Below are 19077 nucleotides of genomic sequence, written 5' to 3'. Positions count from 1 at the left end.
CCCCCGTCCTCCGAAAACCGGAGTTGGGTGGGTGAGAGTGACCCAGGGGTCACTCTCACCCACCCAACTCGCGTCAGCTCAGTACGACTTCGGCAGTCCCAGGGAGTGCATGGCCACGAAGTTCAGGATCATCTCCCGCGACACGGGGGCGATCCGGCCCAGGCGGGCGGCGATCAGCATGTTGCCGAGGCCGTACTCCTGGGTGAGGCCGTTGCCACCGTGGGTGTGGACCGCGACGTCGGTCGCGTTGCACGCGACCTCGCCGCCGGCGTACTTCGCCATGTTGGCGTACTCACCGGCCGTGAAGTCGTCGCCGGCGTCGTACAGCGCAGCGGCCTTCTGCCAGAGCAGGCGGGCCTGCTCGAGCTCGATCTTGATCTTGGCCAGCGGGTGCGCGATGCCCTGGTGGGCGCCGATCGGCTGGTCCTTCCAGACGCTGCGTTCCTTGGCGTAGTCGACGGCCTTCTCCAGCGCGTACCGGGCGATGCCGCAGGAGAACGCGCCGCCCATGATCCGCTCGGGGTTGAGGCCGGCGAACAGCTGCCACAGGCCGCCGTCCTCGTCACCGACGAGCGCGTCGGCCGGGACGCGGACGTCGTCGAGGAACAGCGTGAACTGCTTCTCGGGCGCCTGCCACGTCATCGGGATCGGCTGGGCGGTGAACCCCTCCGCATCGGTCGGTACGACGAACAGGGCCGGCTTGAGCTTGCCCGTCTTCGCGTCCTCGGTGCGCGACACGATCAGCACCGACTGGGCCTCGTCGACGCCCGAGATGAAGGTCTTCTGGCCCTTGATCACCCAGCTGTCACCGTCGCGGGTGGCCGTGGTCGTGATGTTGTGGGAGTTGGAGCCCGCGTCGGCCTCGGTGATGCCGAAGGCCATCAGGTGGGTGCCGTCGGCGATGCTCGGCAGCCACTGCTGCTTCTGCTCCTCGGTGCCACAGCGGGTGATGATCGAGCCACAGATCGCCGGCGAGACCACCATCATCAGCAGCGGGGCGCCGGCCGCGGCCGACTCCTCGAGCACCGCGGCCAGGTCGGCCATGCCGCCGCCTCCGCCGCCGTACGCCTCGGGGATGTTGACGCCGAGGAAGCCGTTGCGGCCCATCTCGAGCCACATCTCGGTCATCTTGCCGCCCTCGCGGGCCTGCTTCTCGACGAACTCCCGGCCGTACTTGCTGGCCAGCTTCTTGACCGCCTCGCGCAGGGCGACGCGCTCTTCGGGCTCGCTGAACATGGACCCCTGTGTTGTGGTCATGCCTCTGCTCCTTCGGCTGCTTCAGATGGTTCGTTGGCCTCGACGACGGCGAGAACCGCGCCCGCCTCGACCTGCTGGCCGGCGCTCGCCGACAGCTCGGTGACGGTGCCGTCGTACGGCGCCGCGATGGTGTGCTGCATCTTCATGGCCTCCATCACGAGGATGGCCTGGCCCTTCTGTACGACGTCCCCGACCGCCGCACTGACGGTGATGACGCTGCCCGGCATGGGCGCGAGCAGCGAGCCCTCGGCGACCTGGCTCGCGGGGTCCACGAACCGGGGCACGATCCGCAGCGTGGCGCCGCGCCACGGCGAATCCACCAGCACGGCATCACCCTGGATGCGGACCCGGTGCCGGGTGGTCCAACCGCCGCGGTTGATGACGACCAGGTCCGGGCCGGCCTCGAGGACCGTGACGGGGCGGACGTCGTCCTGCTCTGCGGGCCGGTAGCCCTCGCGCCCTCCGAACCACTCGACCGCGACCTCGTCACCATTCACCAGGAAGCGGGTGACCTGCGGCTGGGAGACGACGTTGCGGAATCCGGCCGGGATCCGGCTCTGCACCTTGGCCGTCAGTCTGCGGTGCTCGGCCAGTGCGACGGCGCCGATGAAGGGAGCCAGGTCGTCGGACTGCTCCCGCTCGAGGAGGACCGGGTGGTCGTCGTAGAACGACGTGGCCAGGTCGCCCGCGAGAAAGGCCGGGTGCCGCAACGAGGAGACCAGTTGATCGCGGTTGGTCACCAAGCCGTGGATGGACGCGGTCTCGAGCCGCCGGGCCAGCACGCGGGCCGCCTGCTCGCGCGTCGGCGCCCAGGCGATCACCTTCGCGAGCATCGCGTCGTAGAAGGTACCGACCTCGTCGCCGGGACCGAACCCGGAGTCGAGCCGGACGCCCGACGGCGCCGACCCGAACCCGGTGAACTCGACCTCGTGCGCGATGTCGAAGTCCAGGAGGGTGCCGGTCTGCGGCGAGTAGTCCGTGGCCGGGTCCTCGGCGTACAACCGGACCTCGATGGCGTGACCGCGCGGCTCGGGGACCTCGGGAAGGCCGCGGCCCTCTGCCACGGCGATCTGGAGCTCGACCAGGTCCACGCCGTAGATCGCCTCGGTGACCGGGTGCTCGACCTGGAGGCGGGTGTTCATCTCGAGGAAGTAGAACGACTCCTTCTCCGGGTCGTACAGGAACTCCACCGTGCCGGCACCGATGTAGCCCACTGAGGTGGCGGCGGCGCGCGCGGCCTCGTGGATCGCCGTACGCGTCGCGTCGGAGAGTCCGGGGGCCGGCGCCTCCTCCACGACCTTCTGGTGGCGGCGCTGCAGGGAGCAGTCGCGGGTGCCGAAGACGACGGCGTCCGTGCCGTCACCGACGACCTGCACCTCGACGTGGCGGCCCCGCTGGACGTAGGGCTCGACGAAGACCGTGCCGTCACCGAATGCCGACTCCGCCTCGGCGGATGCCTTGGCGATCTCACCGGCGAGGTCCTCGAGGCGGGTGACGATCCGCATGCCGCGACCGCCACCGCCGGCGCTGGCCTTCACCAGCAACGGCAGGTCCGCCTCCGTGGCGGTGTCGGCCGTGAGGTTCCCGAGCACCGGAACCCCGGCCGCCTCCATCAGCTTCTTGGACTCGATCTTCGAGCCCATCCGCTCGATGGAGTCCGGCGTCGGTCCGATCCAGAGCAGACCGGCATCGGCGACGGCGCGCGCGAACTCGGCGTTCTCCGACAGGAAGCCGTAGCCCGGGTGGATGGCGTCGCAGCCTGCGGCCCGGGCAGCGTTCAGGATCAGGTCGCCGCGCAGGTACGTCTCCGCCGGCGTGTTGCCGGGCAGCGGCGTGGCGGTGTCCGCGTCGAGCACGAACGGCATGCCCGCGTCGGCGTCCGAGTGGACGGCGACGGTCTCGATGCCGAGGTCGCGACAGGTGCGGAACACCCGCCGCGCGATCTCGCCGCGGTTGGCGACGAGCAGTCTGGTGATGGTGGTCATGGAAGTCGCCCTCACATCCGGAAGACGCCGAAGTTCATGGCGCCCTCGATCGGCTGGTTGTCGATCACGGACAGGCAGATGCCCAGGACGGTGCGGGTGTCCCGCGGGTCGATGACGCCGTCGTCGTAGACCATCCCGGACAGGAAGTAGGGCATCGACTGCTCCTCGATCATCCCCTCGACCATCTCCTTGATCGGGACGAAGCCGTCGGCGTCGAAGACCTGGCCCTTCTTCTCCGCCGACTCGCGCGCGACGATCTCCATCACGCCGGCGAGCTGCTGCGGCCCCATCACGGCGGACTTCGCGGATGGCCAGGTGAAGAGGAAGCGCGGGTCGTAGGCGCGGCCGTTCATGCCGTAGTTCCCGGCGCCGTACGACGCCCCCATGATCACCGTCAGGTGCGGCACCGTGGAGTTCGAGACCGCATTGATCATCATCGCGCCGTGCTTGATGATCCCGCCCTGCTCGTACTCCTTGCCGACCATGTAGCCGGTCGTGTTGTGCAGGAACAGGAGCGGGGTGTCCTTCTGGTTGGCCAGCTGGATGAACTGCGTGGCCTTCTGGGCCTCCTCGCTCATCAGGACGCCACGGGCGTTGGCGATGATGCCGATCTCGCGGCCGTGCAGCCGGGCCCAGCCGACGCACAGTGACGGGCCGTAGAGCGGCTTGAACTCGTCGAACGCGATCTCGTTGGTGGCGTCGGTGCCGTCGACGATCCGCAGGATCGCGTCGCGGGGGTCGAACGGTTCCTTGAGGTCGGTGGGGATCAGCTCGAGCAGGTCCTCGGGGTCGAGGTCGGGCTCGGAGTACGGCGTCGTCGGAGCCTCGCCACCCTTGCGCCAGTTCAGGCGAGCGACCGTACGTCGCGCGAGCCGGATGGCGTCGTACTCGTCGACCGCGAGGAAGTCGGAGGACCCGGAGATCCGCGAGTGCATCTCGGCGCCGCCGAGGCTCTCGTCGTCGGACTCCTCGCCGGTGGCCATCTTGACCAGGGGCGGGCCGGCGAGGAACACCTTCGCCTGCTCCTTGACCATGATCACGTAGTCGCTCATGCCGGGGACGTACGCGCCGCCGGCGGTGGAGTTCCCGAACACCACCGAGATGGTGGGCTGCTTGCGGGCCGACGAACGCGTCAGGTTGCGGAAGCCACGGCCGCCCGGGATGAAGATGTCCTTCTGCGTCGGCAGGTCGGCGCCGCCGGACTCGGTGAGGTTGATCGACGGGAGGAAGTTCTGCTCCGCGATCTCCGCGGCCCGGAACGACTTCTTCAGCGACCACGGGTTGAGGGCGCCACCCTTCACCGTCGGGTCGTTGGCGATGATCATGCACTCGACGCCCTCGACCACACCGATGCCGGTGACCATCGAGGCACCGACTGCGAAGTCGCTGCCCCAGCCGGCGAGCGGCATCAGCTCGAGGAAGGCCGAGCCCTCGTCGACGAGCAGCTCGATCCGCTCGCGGGCGGTGAGCTTGCCGCGCTCGCGGTGGCGGGCGATGTACTTGCCGCCGGCCTCGACCGCCTTGGTCTGCTCGACGTGCAGGTCGTCGATCTTGGCCTGCATGGAGGCCCTGCGGGTCTCCTCCACCGTCCCCGCGGTCATGATTCGACCACCGTCTTCACCCTCTCGAGAGTCGTGCGCATGCCGCGCTCGTTGGTCTTGCTGCGCAGCTGGCCCAGGACGAGCCAGTACGCGCGCAGGTAGATCGCCGGCGTCAACCGGTAGTACTCGGTGACCCGGGTCCGGTCGCCGTCCGGGCCCACGGGCTCGAGCCGGTAGCCCCAGGTATTCATCGGGTTCTTGTCGAGGCCGACCGCGAACTCGAACACTCCGGTCCCGTCGGCGCTCGGCTCGACGGCCTTGGTCACCGTGCACGGCGTCCAGTACGTCGGCCCGACACCGTTGCGCTTCACGTGGCCCTTGAACCGGGCACCCTCGACGGGCCCGCTGGCCCCGTGCGTCCAGACGGCCTCGAACGTCTCGGGCGAGAACTCGCCGATCCGGGTCACGTCGCTGACCAGCGCCCACACCTTCTCGGGTGGCGCCGCCATCGTGACGGAGACCTCGCCGCCGAGCGGCTTGACCAGGCCCATCAGTCCGCGTATCCGAGCAGCTTGGCGGCCAGGTCGGTGAGGACCTCGGTCGCGCCACCGCCGATGGGGAGCAGCCGGACGTCGCGGTAGTGCCGCTCGACCTCGGACTCGCGCATGTAGCCCATCCCGCCGTGCAGCTGGACGGCCTGGTCAGCGACCCAGACCGCGGTGTCGACGGCCGTCTGCTTGGCCAGGCAGGCCTCGGCGATGACCTGCTCGCCGGCGACGTACCGGCGCGCGACCTCGAGGGTGTAGCTCCGGGCGACCGCCACCTGCCGGTGCATCTCGACGAGCTTGGCGCGCACGACCTGGTTCTTGACCAGCGGCTTGCCGAAGGTCTCCCGGTCCTTGCAGTACTGCAGGGTGAGGTTGAGGCAGCGCAGCGCGTGGCCGTAGCCCATCAGCGCGAGCCAGATCCGCTCGGTGACGAACTGGTCGGCGATGTAGTAGAAGCCGTGGTTCTCCTCGCCGACGAGGTTGTCGACCGGGACCCGGACGTCCTCGTAGGTCAGCTCGCCGGTGTCGGAGGCCAGCCACCCCATCTTGTCCAGCTTGCGGGAGACCGAGAAGCCGGGCGTTCCCTTCGGTACGACGATCAGGGAGATGCCGTGGGCACCCTCCGCCCCGGTGCGGCAGGCGGTGGTCACGAAGTCACCGCGGACCGAGGAGGTGATGAACATCTTGGCGCCGTTGATCACCCAGTGATCGCCGTCCCGGACCGCCTTCGTGGTGATGCCGGCGACGTCCGACCCGGTGCCGGGCTCGGTGATGCCCAGCGAGCCGATGAGGTCCCCGGAGAGCACCGGCCGGACCCAGGTGTCGATCAGCTCCGGCGTGCCGTTCTGGATGATGTGCGGGATCGCGATGCCGTGCGTGAACGCACTGGCCATCGCGCCGCCGGACCAGCCGGCCTCCATGAAGCCTTCCTGGAGCGCGCAGATGTCGAGCAGGTCGCCGCCGTCGCCACCGACCTCCTCCGGGACGCCGACACCGAGCAGCCCGGCGTGGGCGAGCTTCTTCTGGAACTCGCGCGGGATCTCGCCGTCGCGCTCCCACTGGTCGATGACCGGCGTGACCTCACGCTTGGTGAACTCGATCGCCGACTGCTTGAGGGCGAGCTGCTCCTCGGTCCAGCCGTGGTTGAACGTGGTCGCGGTCGTGCTCATACGAGGCCCTCCTGGATGTGGACGATCCGGCTGCGGACCCACTCGCCGAGGCCCTTGGCCTGCGGGTCGAACCGGGTGGAAGCGGCGACGCCGTCGCCGAGGATCCCGTGGATCACGATGTTGACCGCGCCGAGGTTCGGGAGCACGTAGACCTCGAGGTCCAGGTCCTTCGCCTCGGGCACCAGCTCGCGCACCTTGCGCGGGTTGAACATCTTGGCGAGCCACTGCACGCGGTCGGCGTACTTCGGCGAGTCGTCGTGCTTCACCCACAGGCCGAGGTTGGCGTTGCCGCCCTTGTCGCCCGAGCGCGCGTGGACGAAGGTGCCGAGCGGCATCCGTCGCGTCATCGTGTCCGTCGGTGCGGGGTACGGCGACGGGCGCAGGCCGAGCGCCGGGTCGAGCTCCTCGGGGGCCACCTGCTCCACGAACTCGGTCGGGTCGGCGATCACCTCGCGGGTCCCGTCGGCGTGGACCACCGTGTGCTCCACGGCCGACCTGTCGACGTACTCGGGACGGTAGATGCCGAACGGCGAGGGCTTCTGCGGCGGCGTGGTCATCGTGAAGCCGGGGTACGACGCCAGCGCGATCTCGACCGCCGGGCCGGTGAACGGCTTGCCGAGCGGGCCGGCCTCCGGGTCCTTGCCGATGCAGCGCAGCAGCACCGACGCGCCCTCTTCGGTGTCGGCGTCGCCGGTCCGGGCGGGGGTCTGGATCCAGGCGATCTCGGCGGCGGTGAACTGGCCGTCGAGCTGGGAGCGCACCCACTCGGCCTTGGCCTCGATGTCGAGACCGGTCAGCACGAACTCGACCTGGTTGCGGTAGCCGCCGAGCGTGTTGACCGCGACCTTGAGCTTCTCGGAGGGAGCGGTGCCGGTGACACCGCTGATCTGCACGCGGTCCGGGCCCTGCTGGGCGAGCTGGATCGACTCGAGCCGCGTGGTGACGTCGGGGTTGAGGTAGCGGGTCGACTGGATCTCGTAGAGCAGCTGCGCGGTGACGGTGTCGACGGTGACCGCGCCACCGGTGCCGTCGTGCTTGGTGATCACACTGCTGCCGTCGGCGGCGACCTCCGCGATGGGGAAGCCGAGCGGCTTGTCCATCGGCGCACCGGCGCGGAACAGGTCGGTGAAGCCGGAGAAGTTCCCGCCGGTGGCCTGGGTCCCGCACTCGATGACGTGGCCCGCGACGACGGCGCCGGCCAGGGCGTCGTAGTCGGTGGGCTTCCAGCCGTGGTGGGCGATCGCGGGACCGACGACGACCGAGGCGTCGGTGACCCGGCCGGTGACGACGACGTCGGCTCCGGCGCGGAGGGCCGAGGCGATGCCGAAGGCGCCGAGGTAGGCGTTGGCGGTCAGGGCGCCCCCGAAGAGGTTCGCGGCGCGCAGGTCGTCGCCCTCGACGTGGGCGATCTTCGCGTCCAGCCCGAGCCGCTCGGCGACCTCACGGAGCTTGGTGGCCAGGCCGGCAGGATTGACGCCGCCGGCGTTGCTCACGATCTTGACGCCCTTGTCGAGCGCGAGCCCGAGGGTGTCCTCCACCTGGCGGACGAAGGTGCGGGCGTAGCCGAGGTCGGCGTCGCGGAGGGTGTCCATGCCCAGGATCAGCATGGTCAGCTCGGCGAGGTAGTCGCCGGTGACGACGTCGACGTCGCCGCCCTCGATCTGCTCACGGAGCGCGGAGAGCCGGTCGCCGTAGAAGCCGGAGCAGTTGGCGATGCGGATCGAACTCATGCGTCACTCCCGGTGGTCGAGCTTGTCGAGACCCTTCCGCCGCCGGCTGGACCGGCGAAGGCTTGTGCGATGGTCAGCCACTTCTCGGCGTCGTCGCCGACGGCGACCAGGTCGGTGTCGTCACGGTGGATGCGCTGGGTGACCAACTGGCAGAAGTCGTACGCCGAGCCGCTCACCTTCTGGGCTGCGTCGTCCGGGCCCCAGGCCCACAGCTCGCCGCTCGGTGCGGTGAGCTCGACCCGGAACTCCTCGGACGGCGCCTCGAGCGCGTTGTTGGCGAACGAGTAGTTGCGGGTGCGGACGCCGATGTGGGCGACGTGGCGGATCCGGTCGGTGACCTCGGGAGCGAGGGACAGCGCCTCGTACACGTCGAGGGAGTGGGCCCAGGTCTCCATGAACCGGGCCGTCGCCATCGAGGTGGGCGACATCGGCGGACCGAACCACGGCATCTTCGCGCCTTCGGGTTGGGCGCGCAGCGCCTCGGGCAGGGCGACCCGACCGGCGTCCCATCGGGCCAGCAGCTCGGCCGGCGGCAGGGCGCCCAGCTCGAGCGCGCCCTTGTCGACGAACCCGTACGGGTCGTCGATCGCCTTGAGCACGACGGCGTCCCACTCCTGCTTGCCCTCCTCGGTCGACGCACCGGCGGCGAGCACGGCCACCTCGTCGGTCCAGAGCAGGTGGCCGACAGTGGTGGCGACCGTCCAGCCCTCGGCGGGAGTGAAGGTGTTCCACCCGTCGGCGTCGAGACCGGCGACAGCAGCGCGGAGCTGGTCGCCTTCTGCGGTGAGGTCGGCGATCACGCCGTCCAGGACAGTCATGTACTTCTCCCGGTGGTTGAGGTGCGAGCGGAGCGAGCGTCCCCGGTGGTTGAGGTGCGAGCGGAGCGAGCCTCGAAACCCAGCGATTCGTCGAGCGTGCGCGCCCATTCGTCGAGGATCCGGTGGCGACGACGGGCGTCGTCACCCAGCGTGTTGGCCAGGCCCAGGCCGCGGACCAGGTCGAGGGTCGCCTGGATGAGCTCGCGCACTCCGGCGACGGATTCGTCGACGTCGAGCAGCTGCACGGTCAGCCGGTGCGTCTCACGTCCGACCCGTTCCTCGAGCGGCCCGACTGCCTCGAGCAGGGCCGGGTCGGTGCGGGCAGCGACCCAGAGCTCGAGGGCTGCGGTGAAGACCGACGACGCGAAGTGGTCGCCCAGCATCTCGACGACCGCGCGGGTGCGCTTCTTGCCGCGAGGCAGCTGCGCGGCGGCCGCGGCCAGTTCCTGCCCGCGGATCTCGGTGAGGTGCGCGACCGCCGCGACGACCAGGTCGTTCTTGGTCGGGAAGTGGTGCAGCTGGGCACCCCGGCTGACACCGGCCCGCTCGGAGACGAGCGTGGTCGTCGTACCGCTGAAGCCCTTCTCGACGAGGAGCTCGACGGTGGCCTCGAGCAGCCGTTGCCGCATGGCGCGCGTGCGCTCCTCCTGGGGCACACGGGTCACGGCGGGGGTCGTCACGACGCCAGCATGGACCCCAACTCACAAACAGTCAAGCATGACTGTTTGTTTACGGGCAGATGACGCAGGGCGCGATCAGACGGTGGCGGTCTCCCGGACCGGGCCGGCGAGGTGGACCGGCAGCGCCTCCACGCCGTACACGGCGGAGAGCTTGCGGAACTCCAGCGCGGAGATGTCCGCGGCCATGGTCAGGTCGGGGAAACGCTCGGCGAGCATGCGCAGCGACGTGCGCAGCTCCATCCGGGCCAGCTCGGCGCCGACGCAGCGGTGCATGCCCCAGCCGAAGGCCAGGTGGCGCGTGGGTTCGCGGGTCGGGTCGAAGTCGCCGAGGTCGTCGCCGAGCTTCGGGTCGCGGTTGGCGGCGAGCAGGGAGACGCCCACCGCGTCGCCGGCCTTGATCTTCACGCCGCCGACGACCACGTCGGCCTTCGCGAAGCGCAGGAACGCCAGCTGGACCACGCAGAGGTGGCGGAGCAGCTCCTCGACCACGCGGTCGACCGACTCCGGGTCCGAGCGGAGCATCCGGCCCGCCTCGGGGGTGGTCGCGATCAGGTACGTGCCGAGCGCCAGCATGCTGGCCGACGTTTCGTAGCCACCGAGGAAGACACCGTCGGCGATGCCGCCGAGGGTGACGTCGTCGAGGGTGTCGCCGTGCTCCTTGAGCAGCGCGCCGATCAGCCCGTCGCCGGGGTTCTTGCGCTGCTCGCGCACCGCGTTGATCAGGAACTCGCGGGTGTGCGCCGCGGCGCCGAACGCCCCGGCTCCGCCTTCGGTCAGGTCGAACCGCGCCACACCGAGCTCGAGGAAGCGAGCGCGGTCGTCGACCGGCAGGCCGAGCAGGTCGCAGATGACGTCGAAGGGTACGGCGAACGCGAACTCCTGCACCATGTCGACGGCCTGGCCGTCGGCACCGGCCGCGGCCATCGCGTCCAGGCGTTGCGAGACGATCTCCTCGATGCCGGGCTGCAGGCGCGCGAGGCGGCGCATCGTGAACTCGGGGGTGAGGTAGCGGCGCAGCTCCGTGTGCAGCGGCGGGTCGATCATGCCGAGCCCGCCGATCTGCTCCTCGTCGGACCTGCCCTCCTGGGAGACGAACTGGCCGAGGTCGTTGGACCACGACGCCGCGTCACCGGCCAGGACCTCCTTGGCCTCGTCGTACCCGCTGACGAGCCAGACCGTCTTGCCGAACATGTCGGCGAGCTTCTTGACCGGCGCCTCCGCCTGCACGTCCATCAGCGCGGGCAACGGGTCGAGCCCGTCGCGCTTGAGCGGCAGGGTCACCGAGTCGGGCAGGAAGCGCAGCTTGCGCAGGTCGATGCCGTTGCGCATGGTCCGATTGAGGAGCCAGATGCCGACGCGCTGTCTGAGCGGCCCGAAGATGGGGTCGAACACCGGCCCGACCTTGGGACCGACGAGGGGGAGCCTACGCATGGCCCCATTCCACCAGACGTTTCGTGACACGCGTGAAACCGTTGGCATCGCCGCTGGCGGCTAGCCTGAGCGGGTGGCTGATCACACCGTGAGCTGGGACGACTGGGACGCCGTGCTGTTCGACCTCGACGGGGTGGTCACACCGACCGCCGAGGTCCACATGCACGCGTGGGCGGCGATGTTCACGGCGTTCCTCGCTGCGCACACCGCCCAGTACGGCGTCGCGCACGCGCCGTACACGGAGCAGGACTACTTCGACCACATCGACGGCAAGCCGCGGTACGACGGCGTGCGGGCGTTCCTCGCGTCGCGGGACATCTCCCTCCCCGAGGGCTCCCCCTCGGATCCGCCGAGCGCGGCCACGGTCTGCGGGTTGGGCAACCGCAAGAACGACGTGTTCTCCGAGGTGCTGGCCCAGGACGGCGTGGTTGCCTATCCGGGGTCGGTCGCCCTCGTCGAGGACCTGCACCGACGCGGCAAGCACCTGGCGGTCGTGTCGTCGTCGCGCAACGCCCCGGCCGTGCTCGCCGCCGCGGGCCTCACCGACTACTTCGGCATCGTCGTCCACGGCGGCCTGGCGGCCGAGCTGGGCCTGCCGGGCAAGCCCGCGCCCGACACCTTCTCCTACGCCGCCGCCCACTTCGGCGCCACCGACGCACGCTCGGTCGTCCTCGAGGACGCCACGAGCGGCGTGGCCGCCGGACGGGCAGGCGCCTTCGGGCTGGTGATCGGAGTCGACCGGGGTGCGGGACCCGACGCCCTGGTCGAGGCCGGCGCGGACCTCGTCGTCACCGATCTCGCCCAGCTGCTGGAGGAGCCCCGATGAACGCCCACGACGGTCCCGGCCCCTCGCACAAGGCCCCACCGGTCGCCGATCCACTGGACCGCACCCGCTTCCCCGTCGACCCGTGGCGCCTGGTCGAGACCCGCTTCTCGGCCGCCGACCTCGGCACCACCGAGTCGCTGTTCACCGTCGGCAACGGCTACCTCGGCCTGCGCGGCAACTACTCCGAGAGCCGCGACGCCCACCTCGACGGCACCTTCATCAACGGCTTCCACGAGACCTGGCCGATCTCGCACGCCGAAGAGGCCTACGGCTTCGCCCGCATCGGCCAGACGATCGTGAACGTGCCCGATCCCAAGGTGATCCGGTTGTACGTCGACGACGAGCCGTTGCAGATCTCGGTGGCCGACCTCATCGAGTACGAGCGCGCGCTCGACTTCCGCACCGGCGTACTCACCCGGGAGCTGATCTGGCGCACCCCCGGTGGCAAGCGGGTGAAGGTGCGCAGCACCCGGATGGTCCCGCTCGGCCAGCGCCACCTCGCGGTGCTGAGCTTCGAGGTGACCCTGCTCGACGAGCGGGCGTCGCTGGTCATCTCCTCGCAGCTGATCAACCGGCAGGACGCCGACGTCGAGGTCCCGCTCGGCACCAGCGGTGGCGGCGCCGCGAGCGACCCGCGCCGGGCCGAGGCGTTCAAGGGGCGGGTGCTGGTTCCCCGGCTGCACGGCGCCGATCCCGCGACCGGCCGGATCAAGCTCGGCTATCGCACCGCCGAGAGCGGCATGACGCTCGGCGTGGTGGCCGACCACACGCTCGAGACCGTCGCCCACACGTCGATGAGCGTGCACTCCGAGGACGACATGGCGAAGGTGATCTACCGCGTGGCAGCCGAGCCCGGGGTCGCCGTGAAGCTCACCAAGGTGGTGTCCTTCCACACCGCCGCGACCGTGCCGCCGCGCGAGCTCATCGACCGCTGCGAGCGCACCCTCGACCGCACGCACGAGGAGGGCATTGCGCACCAGTACGCCGCGCAAGAGGCGTGGCTCGCCGACTTCTGGCAGCGTGCGGACGTCGAGGTGCCCGGGCACCCCGCCATCCAGCAGGCGATCCGGTGGAACCTCTTCTCGATCCTGCAGGCCTCGGCACGCGCCGAGGGCCAGGGCATCGCGGCGAAGGGAGTGAGCGGCTCCGGGTACGGCGGCCACTACTTCTGGGACACCGAGATCTACGTGATGCCGTTCCTCACCTACACGATCCCGTGGGCCGCGCGGAACGCGCTGCGGTTCCGGCACGCGTTGCTCGACAACGCCCGTGCCCGCGCCCGCGAGCTCTCCCAGAAGGGGGCACTCTTCCCGTGGCGGACCATCAACGGCCAGGAGGCCTCGGCCTACTACGCCGCCGGCACCGCGCAGTACCACATCGACGCCGACGTGGCCTATGCCCTGAGCCAGTACGTCGGCGCCACCGGTGACGAGGAGTTCCTGTCCCACGCGGCCGTCGACATCTTCGTCGAGACCGCCCGACTGTGGGCGGACCTGGGGTTCTGGCGCGACGAGAGCCGCCGGACCTTCCACATCCACGGCGTCACCGGACCCGACGAGTACACGACCGTCGTCAACGACAACCTCTACACGAACGTGCTCGCGCGCTTCAACCTCCGTCGCGCGGCCCGGGCGGTGTGGGAGCTGGAGCGCGACGACCCCGACGCCTACGCGGCCCTGGTCCGTCGTACCGGACTGACGGCGGAGGAACCGGACGAGTGGGCCGAGTGCGCGCAAGGGATGTCGATCCCGTTCGACGAGTTCCTTGGCATCCACCCGCAGGACGCGCACTTCCTCGAGCGCGAGATGTGGGACCTGGAGAACACCCCGCTGGAGAAGCGCCCGTTGCTGCTGAACTACCACCCGTTGGTGATCTACCGGTTCCAGGTGCTCAAGCAGGCCGACGTCGTGCTCGCCCTCTACCTCCAGGGTGAGGAGTTCACAGCCGAGCAGAAGAAGGCCGACTTCGACTACTACGACCCCATCACGACCGGCGACTCCACCTTGTCAGCCGTGATGCAGTCGATCGTGGCGGCCGAAGTCGGCTACCACGAGCTGGCCCTGCGCTACTTCGTGTCGGCACTGTTCGTCGACCTCGACGACCGTCACAACAACACCGCCGACGGGGTGCACGTCGCTTCGACGGGCGGCGTGTGGAGCGCGCTGGTGTCCGGGTTCGGCGGCTTCCGCGACACGGGCTCCGCCGCCGGCGAGGAGCAGTGGCAGATCGACCCGCGGCTGCCCGAGGGCTGGTCCTCGCTCGTCTACCGGGTGACCCTGCGCGGCACCCGCGTTCGGGTGACCGTGCGACCCGAGGAGCTCGAGCTGTTCGTCGAGGACGGCGCGGGCCCGCTGACCTTCTGCGTGCGCGACGAGCCGGTCACCGTCGACGCCGGGTCCCCGGTGACCCTCCCGTTGAAGCACCAGGGACCGCGCCTCGACGGCGAACCGCCGTACCCGGCGGGGATCCAGCGCGCCGACGGAACGGTGATCTCCGCGATCGTGCCGACGGGCGACTGACCGTCAGGCCTGGCCGCAGACCAGGAAGCCGTACTCCTGCGCGATCGTGTTCGCCCGGGCGAACGTGGTGTCCTGGAGCAAGGCCAGCGGGTCGCGCTCGAGGACGGCGAGGTCTTCCTCGATCGCGTCCAGCATCCCGGTGATCGTGGCGGCGTCGTCCGCCGGCACCTTCAGCGCCCGCAGGTCCTTGATCTGGTCGGTGAGCTCGGGGATGACGACGTCACTGACCGCCACCCGGAACTCCGCCTCGGTGGGCTCGTCCGGGTTGATGAAGTTGTCGTTGGCGGCGTCGATCTTCTCGTTGCTCGCGGCGCAGATGGCGTCGCCCTGCTTGATCACCTCGTCGTGGGTCAGCGTGGGCTCGACGGTCTGGGACGGCTTCTCGCCCGACTTCGCGGGCTCGTCGTCGCCACAGCCGGTGAGGCTGATGCAGCAGCAGGCGACGACGACTGCGAGGCGCTTCTTCATGGCCCGACCCTAGGCCCACGAGACTGATGTCACAGCCCGGGTTGGGGGGAACGATGTGCACCTCGGGGACCCCCGGGCGTTCACTTGACCCGTGACCGCGACCGCCGCCCCCGAGCAGATCAGCACTGCTCGCCGCTGGGCGATGCTCGCGGTCGGGACCGGGTCGCAGGCCGCGTCGGCCGCCATGGTCGTGGCACCGGCCTTCCTGATCCCCGAGCTGCACCGTCCGGTCGCCGAGGGCGGACACGGCATGAGCCTCGCTGAGGCCGGCCTGGTCGCGTCCGCATCGATGGCCGGAATGATGTGCACGCTGGTGCTCTGGGGCCTGGTCGTCGACCGTCGCGGAGAGCGGTTCGCTCTGCTGAGCGGCCTGCTCGTCACTGCGTTCGGCGGAGCACTGGCCACCACGGCCGCCGACCCGTGGCCGATGGCCGCTGCCCTGGCCCTCGCCGGGATCGGCGCGGCTGCGACGAACTCGGCCTCGGGTCGCGTGGTGGTCGGCTGGTTCCCGCCCGAGCGGCGCGGCTTCGCGATGGGGATCCGGCAGACCGGCCAACCCCTCGGCGTCGGCCTGGCCGCAGGCACCGTCGCGGTCATCGCCCACGCGCACGGCATCGGGCCCGCCCTGTGGGTGCCCACGGGCGCCGCCACCGTCAGCGCCCTCCTCGTCGCTCTCGTCGTGATCGACCCGCCGCGCCCGGCCGTCGTTGCCGGCAGCGTCGCGAACCCGTACCGCACCGATTCCTTCCTCGCCCGCATCCACGGCGCCTCGGTGCTCCTGGTCGTCCCGCAGTTCCTCGTGTGGACCTTCGGCCTGACCTGGCTCGTCGAGGACCTCGACTGGTCCCCGGGCCCGGCCGGCCTCGTCATCGCCGGCACCCAGGTCGCCGGCGCCGCCGCCCGGATCGGCGCGGGCTGGGTCTCCGACGTCGTCGGCAGCCGGATGCGGCCGATGCGATCGGTGGCGCTGATCGCCGCTGTGACCATGGCGCTGCTCGGGCTGGCAGCCGGACAGACGGGCGGGTCCGGCGTCGTCACCGTGCTGGCGGTCGTGCTGCTCGTCGTCGCCTCCGCCATCACCGTCGCCGACAACGGTCTCGCCTTCACGGCCGTCGCGGAGCGCGCCGGTCCGTTCTGGTCCGGCCGGGCGCTCGGCCTGCAGAACACGGCGCAACACGTCGCCGCGGTCGCCGTACCGCCGGTCGCGGGACTGTCCATCACCTACTGGGGCTTCGGCGCCACGTTCGCCCTCGCCGGCCTGCTCCCGCTGCTCGCCATCGCGGTCGTCCCAGTGCGCGGGGAGCTCGACCTCACCTGACGTCGTCAGTTCATGTGGTAGTCGACGACGACCGGCGCGTGGTCGCTGAGCCGGGTGCCGCGGTGGTCGCGGTCGACCACCGCGCTCCGCGCCGACCGCGCCAGCCCCGGCGTCGCGAGGTGGTAGTCGATGCGCCAGCCGGCGTCGTTGTCGTAGGCGCGGCCCAGCCAGCTCCACCAGGAGTACGGCCCGTCCTCGTCGGGATGCAGTCGGCGCACCACGTCGACCAGGGTGCGGGGTGTCAGCTGGCCGTCCAGCCACGCCCGCTCCTCGGGCAGGAAGCCCTCGACCTGGTTGCTGCGCCGCCAGCTCGCGACGTCCTGGCGTCCGTGGGCGACGTTGAGGTCGCCGGTCAGCAGGAACTCCCGGCCGACGGATGCCGCGTTGCGGCGGGCGGTCGTCAGGTGACGGGCGAATCCATCGAGGAAGGCCATCTTCCGCGCGTACTTGGCTCCGCCGTCCGGTGCCTCCCGCATCCGCTTCGGGTCCTGCAGGTGCGCCGGCAGCCCACCCTTGGGCAGGTAGAGGCTGGCCACCGTGATCGGACGGTCGCCGAGGTCCACCTCGATGTAGCGGCCCTCCAGCGCGTGGGGGCGCAGCGCTCGCGGCAACGGGCGCGCTGGATCCGGCACCGCCCACGTGCGCACCTGCGCCGGCGGGGTCCTGGTCAGCACGGCGACCCCGTTGCGCCCCGGGATGGTGCCGGCGTCGTACGACGCGTGGAAGTCACCGAACGCCTCCGCAGGCAGCGCGTCGACGGGGCAGCGCACCTCCTGGAGGGTGATGACGTCGCAGCCGCGCGTGGCCATCCAGTCACCGAAGCCGCGACGGTGCGCGGCCCGGATGCCGTTGATGTTGACCGTGGCGACGCGAAGCACCGGCTGAGGCTAGTGGGACGTCCCGCGGGCTGGGTCAGCGGTCCTTCCAGGCGGCGAGCAGCTGCGCCTCCCGCTCGACCGTGATCCCGTCGATGCGCGCCGCCGGATCGGCCTCGAGCCAGGACCGCGTGTCACGCGTCGTGTCGGCGACCGGGCGCAGCACCAGCCCGGCAGCCACAGCCGGCGCTGCGTCATGGGCCAGCATGCCGTCGTACTCGGGACGCGGGAGCCAGAGCGGGATGCTGTTCGGACCGGCCCACGGCTCGACCGCGTGACCCGACAGGAATTCCTGGTCGACCCACACCACCTCCGCATCGGGGAGGGCATCACGCAGCAGGTCCGCGAACGGGACCGGCGCGCCGATCGCGTCGAAGGTGCCGGTCGTGCGGCGCTCGGCGAGATCGACCAACCACGTGGCGAGGTCGCGGACGTCGATCACCTCGACCAGGTCGGCCGGGTCACCGGGCCCGAGGACCTCGCCCGTCGCGAGCGACCGCCGTGCCCAGTAGCTGAACCGGCCCGTCGGATCGCCCGGTCCGACGATCAGGCCCGGACGGATGACCGCCGCCGACGCCGCACCGTCCTGGACCAGCTGCTCGCAGGACACCTTGAGGCCGCCGTACGCCTCGGGATCCGTCGCGAGGTCGACGTCCTCGGCGATCGGCGTCTTCAGCGGGCCGACTCCCGGACCTGACGGATCGGCGTCGTCGGCGTACACGGAGATCGAGGAGACGAAGACCCAGTGCGCGTCCGCGACCGCGTCGAGCGCATGCCGCACGTGGGAGGGCTGCCGGGCGATGTCGATGACCGCGTCGAACGGACCATCGTCGGTCAGCGCGTCGGGCGCCGGATCCGAGCGGTCCCACCGGACCAGGGACGCCCCGGGCGGCACGTTGCCCGACTGGCCACGATTGGCGCAGACCACCTCGTGCCCCCGCCGTACGGCGTCCGCCGCAACCGCGTGGGAGAGGAACCGGGTGCCACCGAGCACGAGCAGTCTCATCCCCCCATCTGACCACGTGGTTGGCTGAGCCCATGAAACTCCGGAGTGCCGTGGCAACGCTCGTCGTGGCCGCGCTGGTGGCGGCGCTGGTGGCGGCGTGCGGGGGCTCGTCCACCCCGGAGGTCGAGTCTGTCGCGACCCCGTCGGCGACTCCGCCGGTCGACCCTGTCGAGACCAGCACCGCACCTGCCCCGACGGAGACCGAGGCAGAGGCAGAGGTCGGCGACGACCTCTCCCCGCGGCAGGGCATCGACGCCTCCCACCACCAGGGACCGATCGACTGGCAGAAGGTCGCCGACCACGGCATCTCCTTCGCCGACCTCAAGGCCACCGAGGGCACCGGATTCGTCGACCCGCGCTTCGCCGGACACCGCGCAGCCGCGACCGGGCAAGGCATCGCGGTCGCCGGCTACCACTACTTCCAGCTCTGCTCGGACGGCGTTGCGCAGGCCGCCCACTTCATCGACGTGCTCGGCGAGGAGGGCGCCGCAGCCCTCGCCCCCGCCGTCGACCTCGAGCTCGTCGGCAGCTGCCCGAACCCGCCCACCCGCAAGGTGCTGCTCGCCGAGGTGCGCGAGTTCCTCGCCGCAGTCGACGAGGAGTACGACACCAGCACGGTGGTCTACCTCTACCCCGACTTCGAGGAACGCTTCGGCTTCGCCGCCGACCTCGCCGACCACCCGCAGTGGGTACGCCGCCTCGGCGACAGCGCCCCGCGCCGCGACTGGGAGATCTGGCAGTACGACGACCACGGCTCCGTGCCCGGCATTGCTGGCCCCGCCGACCTGAACCTGATGCAACCCTCGGCCTGAGCCCCGGCCGATCCACCACTCGTCGCGCGCCGCCACTCGCTGAGCGTGATCCACTGTCCGGGGTGCTCGAGCGGTGGATCCGGCGGTACCCCTC

Annotated in this window: 16 protein-coding genes; 4 read left to right on the top strand and 12 right to left on the bottom strand. The window is 70.7% G+C overall.

Annotated elements, in window-relative coordinates:
- Positions 1 to 78: 78 nt before the first annotated feature.
- The 9 genes from ASD84_RS12235 to ASD84_RS12195 all read right to left on the bottom strand — a co-directional run bounded on the left by ASD84_RS12235 (position 79) and on the right by ASD84_RS12195 (position 11159).
- Positions 79 to 1257 (bottom strand): acyl-CoA dehydrogenase family protein, encoded by a 1179-nt coding sequence (locus ASD84_RS12235; protein ID WP_082573326.1) that lies wholly within the window; start codon positions 1255 to 1257, stop codon positions 79 to 81.
- Complete coding sequence (locus tag ASD84_RS12230) at positions 1254 to 3242, bottom strand: biotin carboxylase N-terminal domain-containing protein (RefSeq protein WP_056710390.1); 1989 nt, start codon at positions 3240 to 3242, stop codon at positions 1254 to 1256. Before ASD84_RS12230 ends, ASD84_RS12235 begins: the two co-directional genes overlap by 4 nt.
- Positions 3243 to 3253: 11 nt before the next feature.
- Entirely contained in the window at positions 3254 to 4843 is a 1590-nt protein-coding gene (locus ASD84_RS12225) for an acyl-CoA carboxylase subunit beta (protein WP_056710389.1), read from the bottom strand.
- Positions 4840 to 5334, bottom strand: a complete 495-nt coding sequence (locus tag ASD84_RS12220) for an SRPBCC family protein (RefSeq protein WP_056710387.1) — start codon at positions 5332 to 5334, stop codon at positions 4840 to 4842. Before ASD84_RS12220 ends, ASD84_RS12225 begins: the two co-directional genes overlap by 4 nt.
- On the bottom strand, positions 5334 to 6500 hold the full coding sequence (locus tag ASD84_RS12215; protein WP_056710386.1) for an acyl-CoA dehydrogenase family protein: 1167 nt from the start codon (positions 6498 to 6500) through the stop codon (positions 5334 to 5336). The genes ASD84_RS12220 and ASD84_RS12215 overlap by 1 nt, the downstream gene beginning before the upstream one ends.
- Positions 6497 to 8230, bottom strand: a complete 1734-nt coding sequence (locus tag ASD84_RS12210) for an acyclic terpene utilization AtuA family protein (protein ID WP_056710383.1) — start codon at positions 8228 to 8230, stop codon at positions 6497 to 6499. The genes ASD84_RS12215 and ASD84_RS12210 overlap by 4 nt, the downstream gene beginning before the upstream one ends.
- Positions 8227 to 9048: a TIGR03084 family metal-binding protein gene (locus ASD84_RS12205; protein WP_056710380.1), complete on the bottom strand. Its 822-nt coding sequence runs from the start codon at positions 9046 to 9048 to the stop codon at positions 8227 to 8229. Before ASD84_RS12205 ends, ASD84_RS12210 begins: the two co-directional genes overlap by 4 nt.
- Complete coding sequence (locus ASD84_RS12200) at positions 9045 to 9728, bottom strand: TetR/AcrR family transcriptional regulator (protein WP_235531069.1); 684 nt, start codon at positions 9726 to 9728, stop codon at positions 9045 to 9047. Before ASD84_RS12200 ends, ASD84_RS12205 begins: the two co-directional genes overlap by 4 nt.
- 75 nt (positions 9729 to 9803) lie before the next feature.
- Positions 9804 to 11159, bottom strand: a complete 1356-nt coding sequence (locus ASD84_RS12195; protein WP_056710379.1) for a cytochrome P450 — start codon at positions 11157 to 11159, stop codon at positions 9804 to 9806.
- A 73-nt stretch (positions 11160 to 11232) separates the two neighbouring features.
- Between ASD84_RS12195 and ASD84_RS12190 the strand changes: the two genes are divergently transcribed.
- Positions 11233 to 11985: an HAD family hydrolase gene (locus ASD84_RS12190; RefSeq protein ID WP_235531068.1), complete on the top strand. Its 753-nt coding sequence runs from the start codon at positions 11233 to 11235 to the stop codon at positions 11983 to 11985.
- Positions 11982 to 14504 (top strand): glycoside hydrolase family 65 protein, encoded by a 2523-nt coding sequence (locus tag ASD84_RS12185; RefSeq protein WP_056710377.1) that lies wholly within the window; start codon positions 11982 to 11984, stop codon positions 14502 to 14504. Before ASD84_RS12190 ends, ASD84_RS12185 begins: the two co-directional genes overlap by 4 nt.
- A 3-nt stretch (positions 14505 to 14507) precedes the next feature.
- Here the strand turns inward: ASD84_RS12185 and ASD84_RS12180 are convergent, their stop codons facing one another.
- Positions 14508 to 14972 (bottom strand): hypothetical protein, encoded by a 465-nt coding sequence (locus ASD84_RS12180; RefSeq protein ID WP_056710375.1) that lies wholly within the window; start codon positions 14970 to 14972, stop codon positions 14508 to 14510.
- Positions 14973 to 15063: 91 nt separating this feature from the next.
- On the opposite strand from ASD84_RS12180, the gene ASD84_RS12175 reads away from it, so the two are divergent.
- Positions 15064 to 16290 (top strand): MFS transporter, encoded by a 1227-nt coding sequence (locus ASD84_RS12175; RefSeq protein WP_235531067.1) that lies wholly within the window; start codon positions 15064 to 15066, stop codon positions 16288 to 16290.
- A 5-nt stretch (positions 16291 to 16295) separates the two neighbouring features.
- Here ASD84_RS12175 and ASD84_RS12170 read toward each other — a convergent pair whose 3' ends face one another.
- Positions 16296 to 17168, bottom strand: coding sequence for an exodeoxyribonuclease III (locus tag ASD84_RS12170; RefSeq protein WP_056710373.1), 873 nt, complete (start codon positions 17166 to 17168; stop codon positions 16296 to 16298).
- A gap of 34 nt (positions 17169 to 17202) precedes the next feature.
- Entirely contained in the window at positions 17203 to 18171 is a 969-nt protein-coding gene (locus ASD84_RS12165; RefSeq protein ID WP_056710371.1) for an NAD-dependent epimerase/dehydratase family protein, read from the bottom strand.
- 32 nt (positions 18172 to 18203) lie between these two features.
- On the opposite strand from ASD84_RS12165, the gene ASD84_RS12160 reads away from it, so the two are divergent.
- Complete coding sequence (locus tag ASD84_RS12160; RefSeq protein ID WP_082573325.1) at positions 18204 to 18983, top strand: glycoside hydrolase family 25 protein; 780 nt, start codon at positions 18204 to 18206, stop codon at positions 18981 to 18983.
- The last annotated feature ends 94 nt before the right edge of the window (positions 18984 to 19077 follow it).

Source organism: Nocardioides sp. Root682 (genome assembly GCF_001427795.1).
Classification (GTDB): Bacteria; Actinomycetota; Actinomycetes; order Propionibacteriales; family Nocardioidaceae; genus Nocardioides.
Note: the sequence above shows the minus strand (reverse complement) of the source record. Positions and strands in the feature narration are given on the sequence as shown.

Coding starts and splice junctions, on each gene's coding strand:
- ASD84_RS12185 (WP_056710377.1), top strand. CDS start 11,982: ATGAACGCCCACGACGGTCCCGGCCCCTCGCACAAGGCCCCACCGGTC.
- ASD84_RS12205 (WP_056710380.1), bottom strand. CDS start 9,048: ATGACTGTCCTGGACGGCGTGATCGCCGACCTCACCGCAGAAGGCGAC.
- ASD84_RS12225 (WP_056710389.1), bottom strand. CDS start 4,843: ATGACCGCGGGGACGGTGGAGGAGACCCGCAGGGCCTCCATGCAGGCC.
- ASD84_RS12235 (WP_082573326.1), bottom strand. CDS start 1,257: ATGACCACAACACAGGGGTCCATGTTCAGCGAGCCCGAAGAGCGCGTC.
- ASD84_RS12215 (WP_056710386.1), bottom strand. CDS start 6,500: ATGAGCACGACCGCGACCACGTTCAACCACGGCTGGACCGAGGAGCAG.
- ASD84_RS12180 (WP_056710375.1), bottom strand. CDS start 14,972: ATGAAGAAGCGCCTCGCAGTCGTCGTCGCCTGCTGCTGCATCAGCCTC.
- ASD84_RS12195 (WP_056710379.1), bottom strand. CDS start 11,159: ATGCGTAGGCTCCCCCTCGTCGGTCCCAAGGTCGGGCCGGTGTTCGAC.
- ASD84_RS12160 (WP_082573325.1), top strand. CDS start 18,204: ATGAAACTCCGGAGTGCCGTGGCAACGCTCGTCGTGGCCGCGCTGGTG.
- ASD84_RS12230 (WP_056710390.1), bottom strand. CDS start 3,242: ATGACCACCATCACCAGACTGCTCGTCGCCAACCGCGGCGAGATCGCG.
- ASD84_RS12220 (WP_056710387.1), bottom strand. CDS start 5,334: ATGGGCCTGGTCAAGCCGCTCGGCGGCGAGGTCTCCGTCACGATGGCG.
- ASD84_RS12165 (WP_056710371.1), bottom strand. CDS start 18,171: ATGAGACTGCTCGTGCTCGGTGGCACCCGGTTCCTCTCCCACGCGGTT.
- ASD84_RS12210 (WP_056710383.1), bottom strand. CDS start 8,230: ATGAGTTCGATCCGCATCGCCAACTGCTCCGGCTTCTACGGCGACCGG.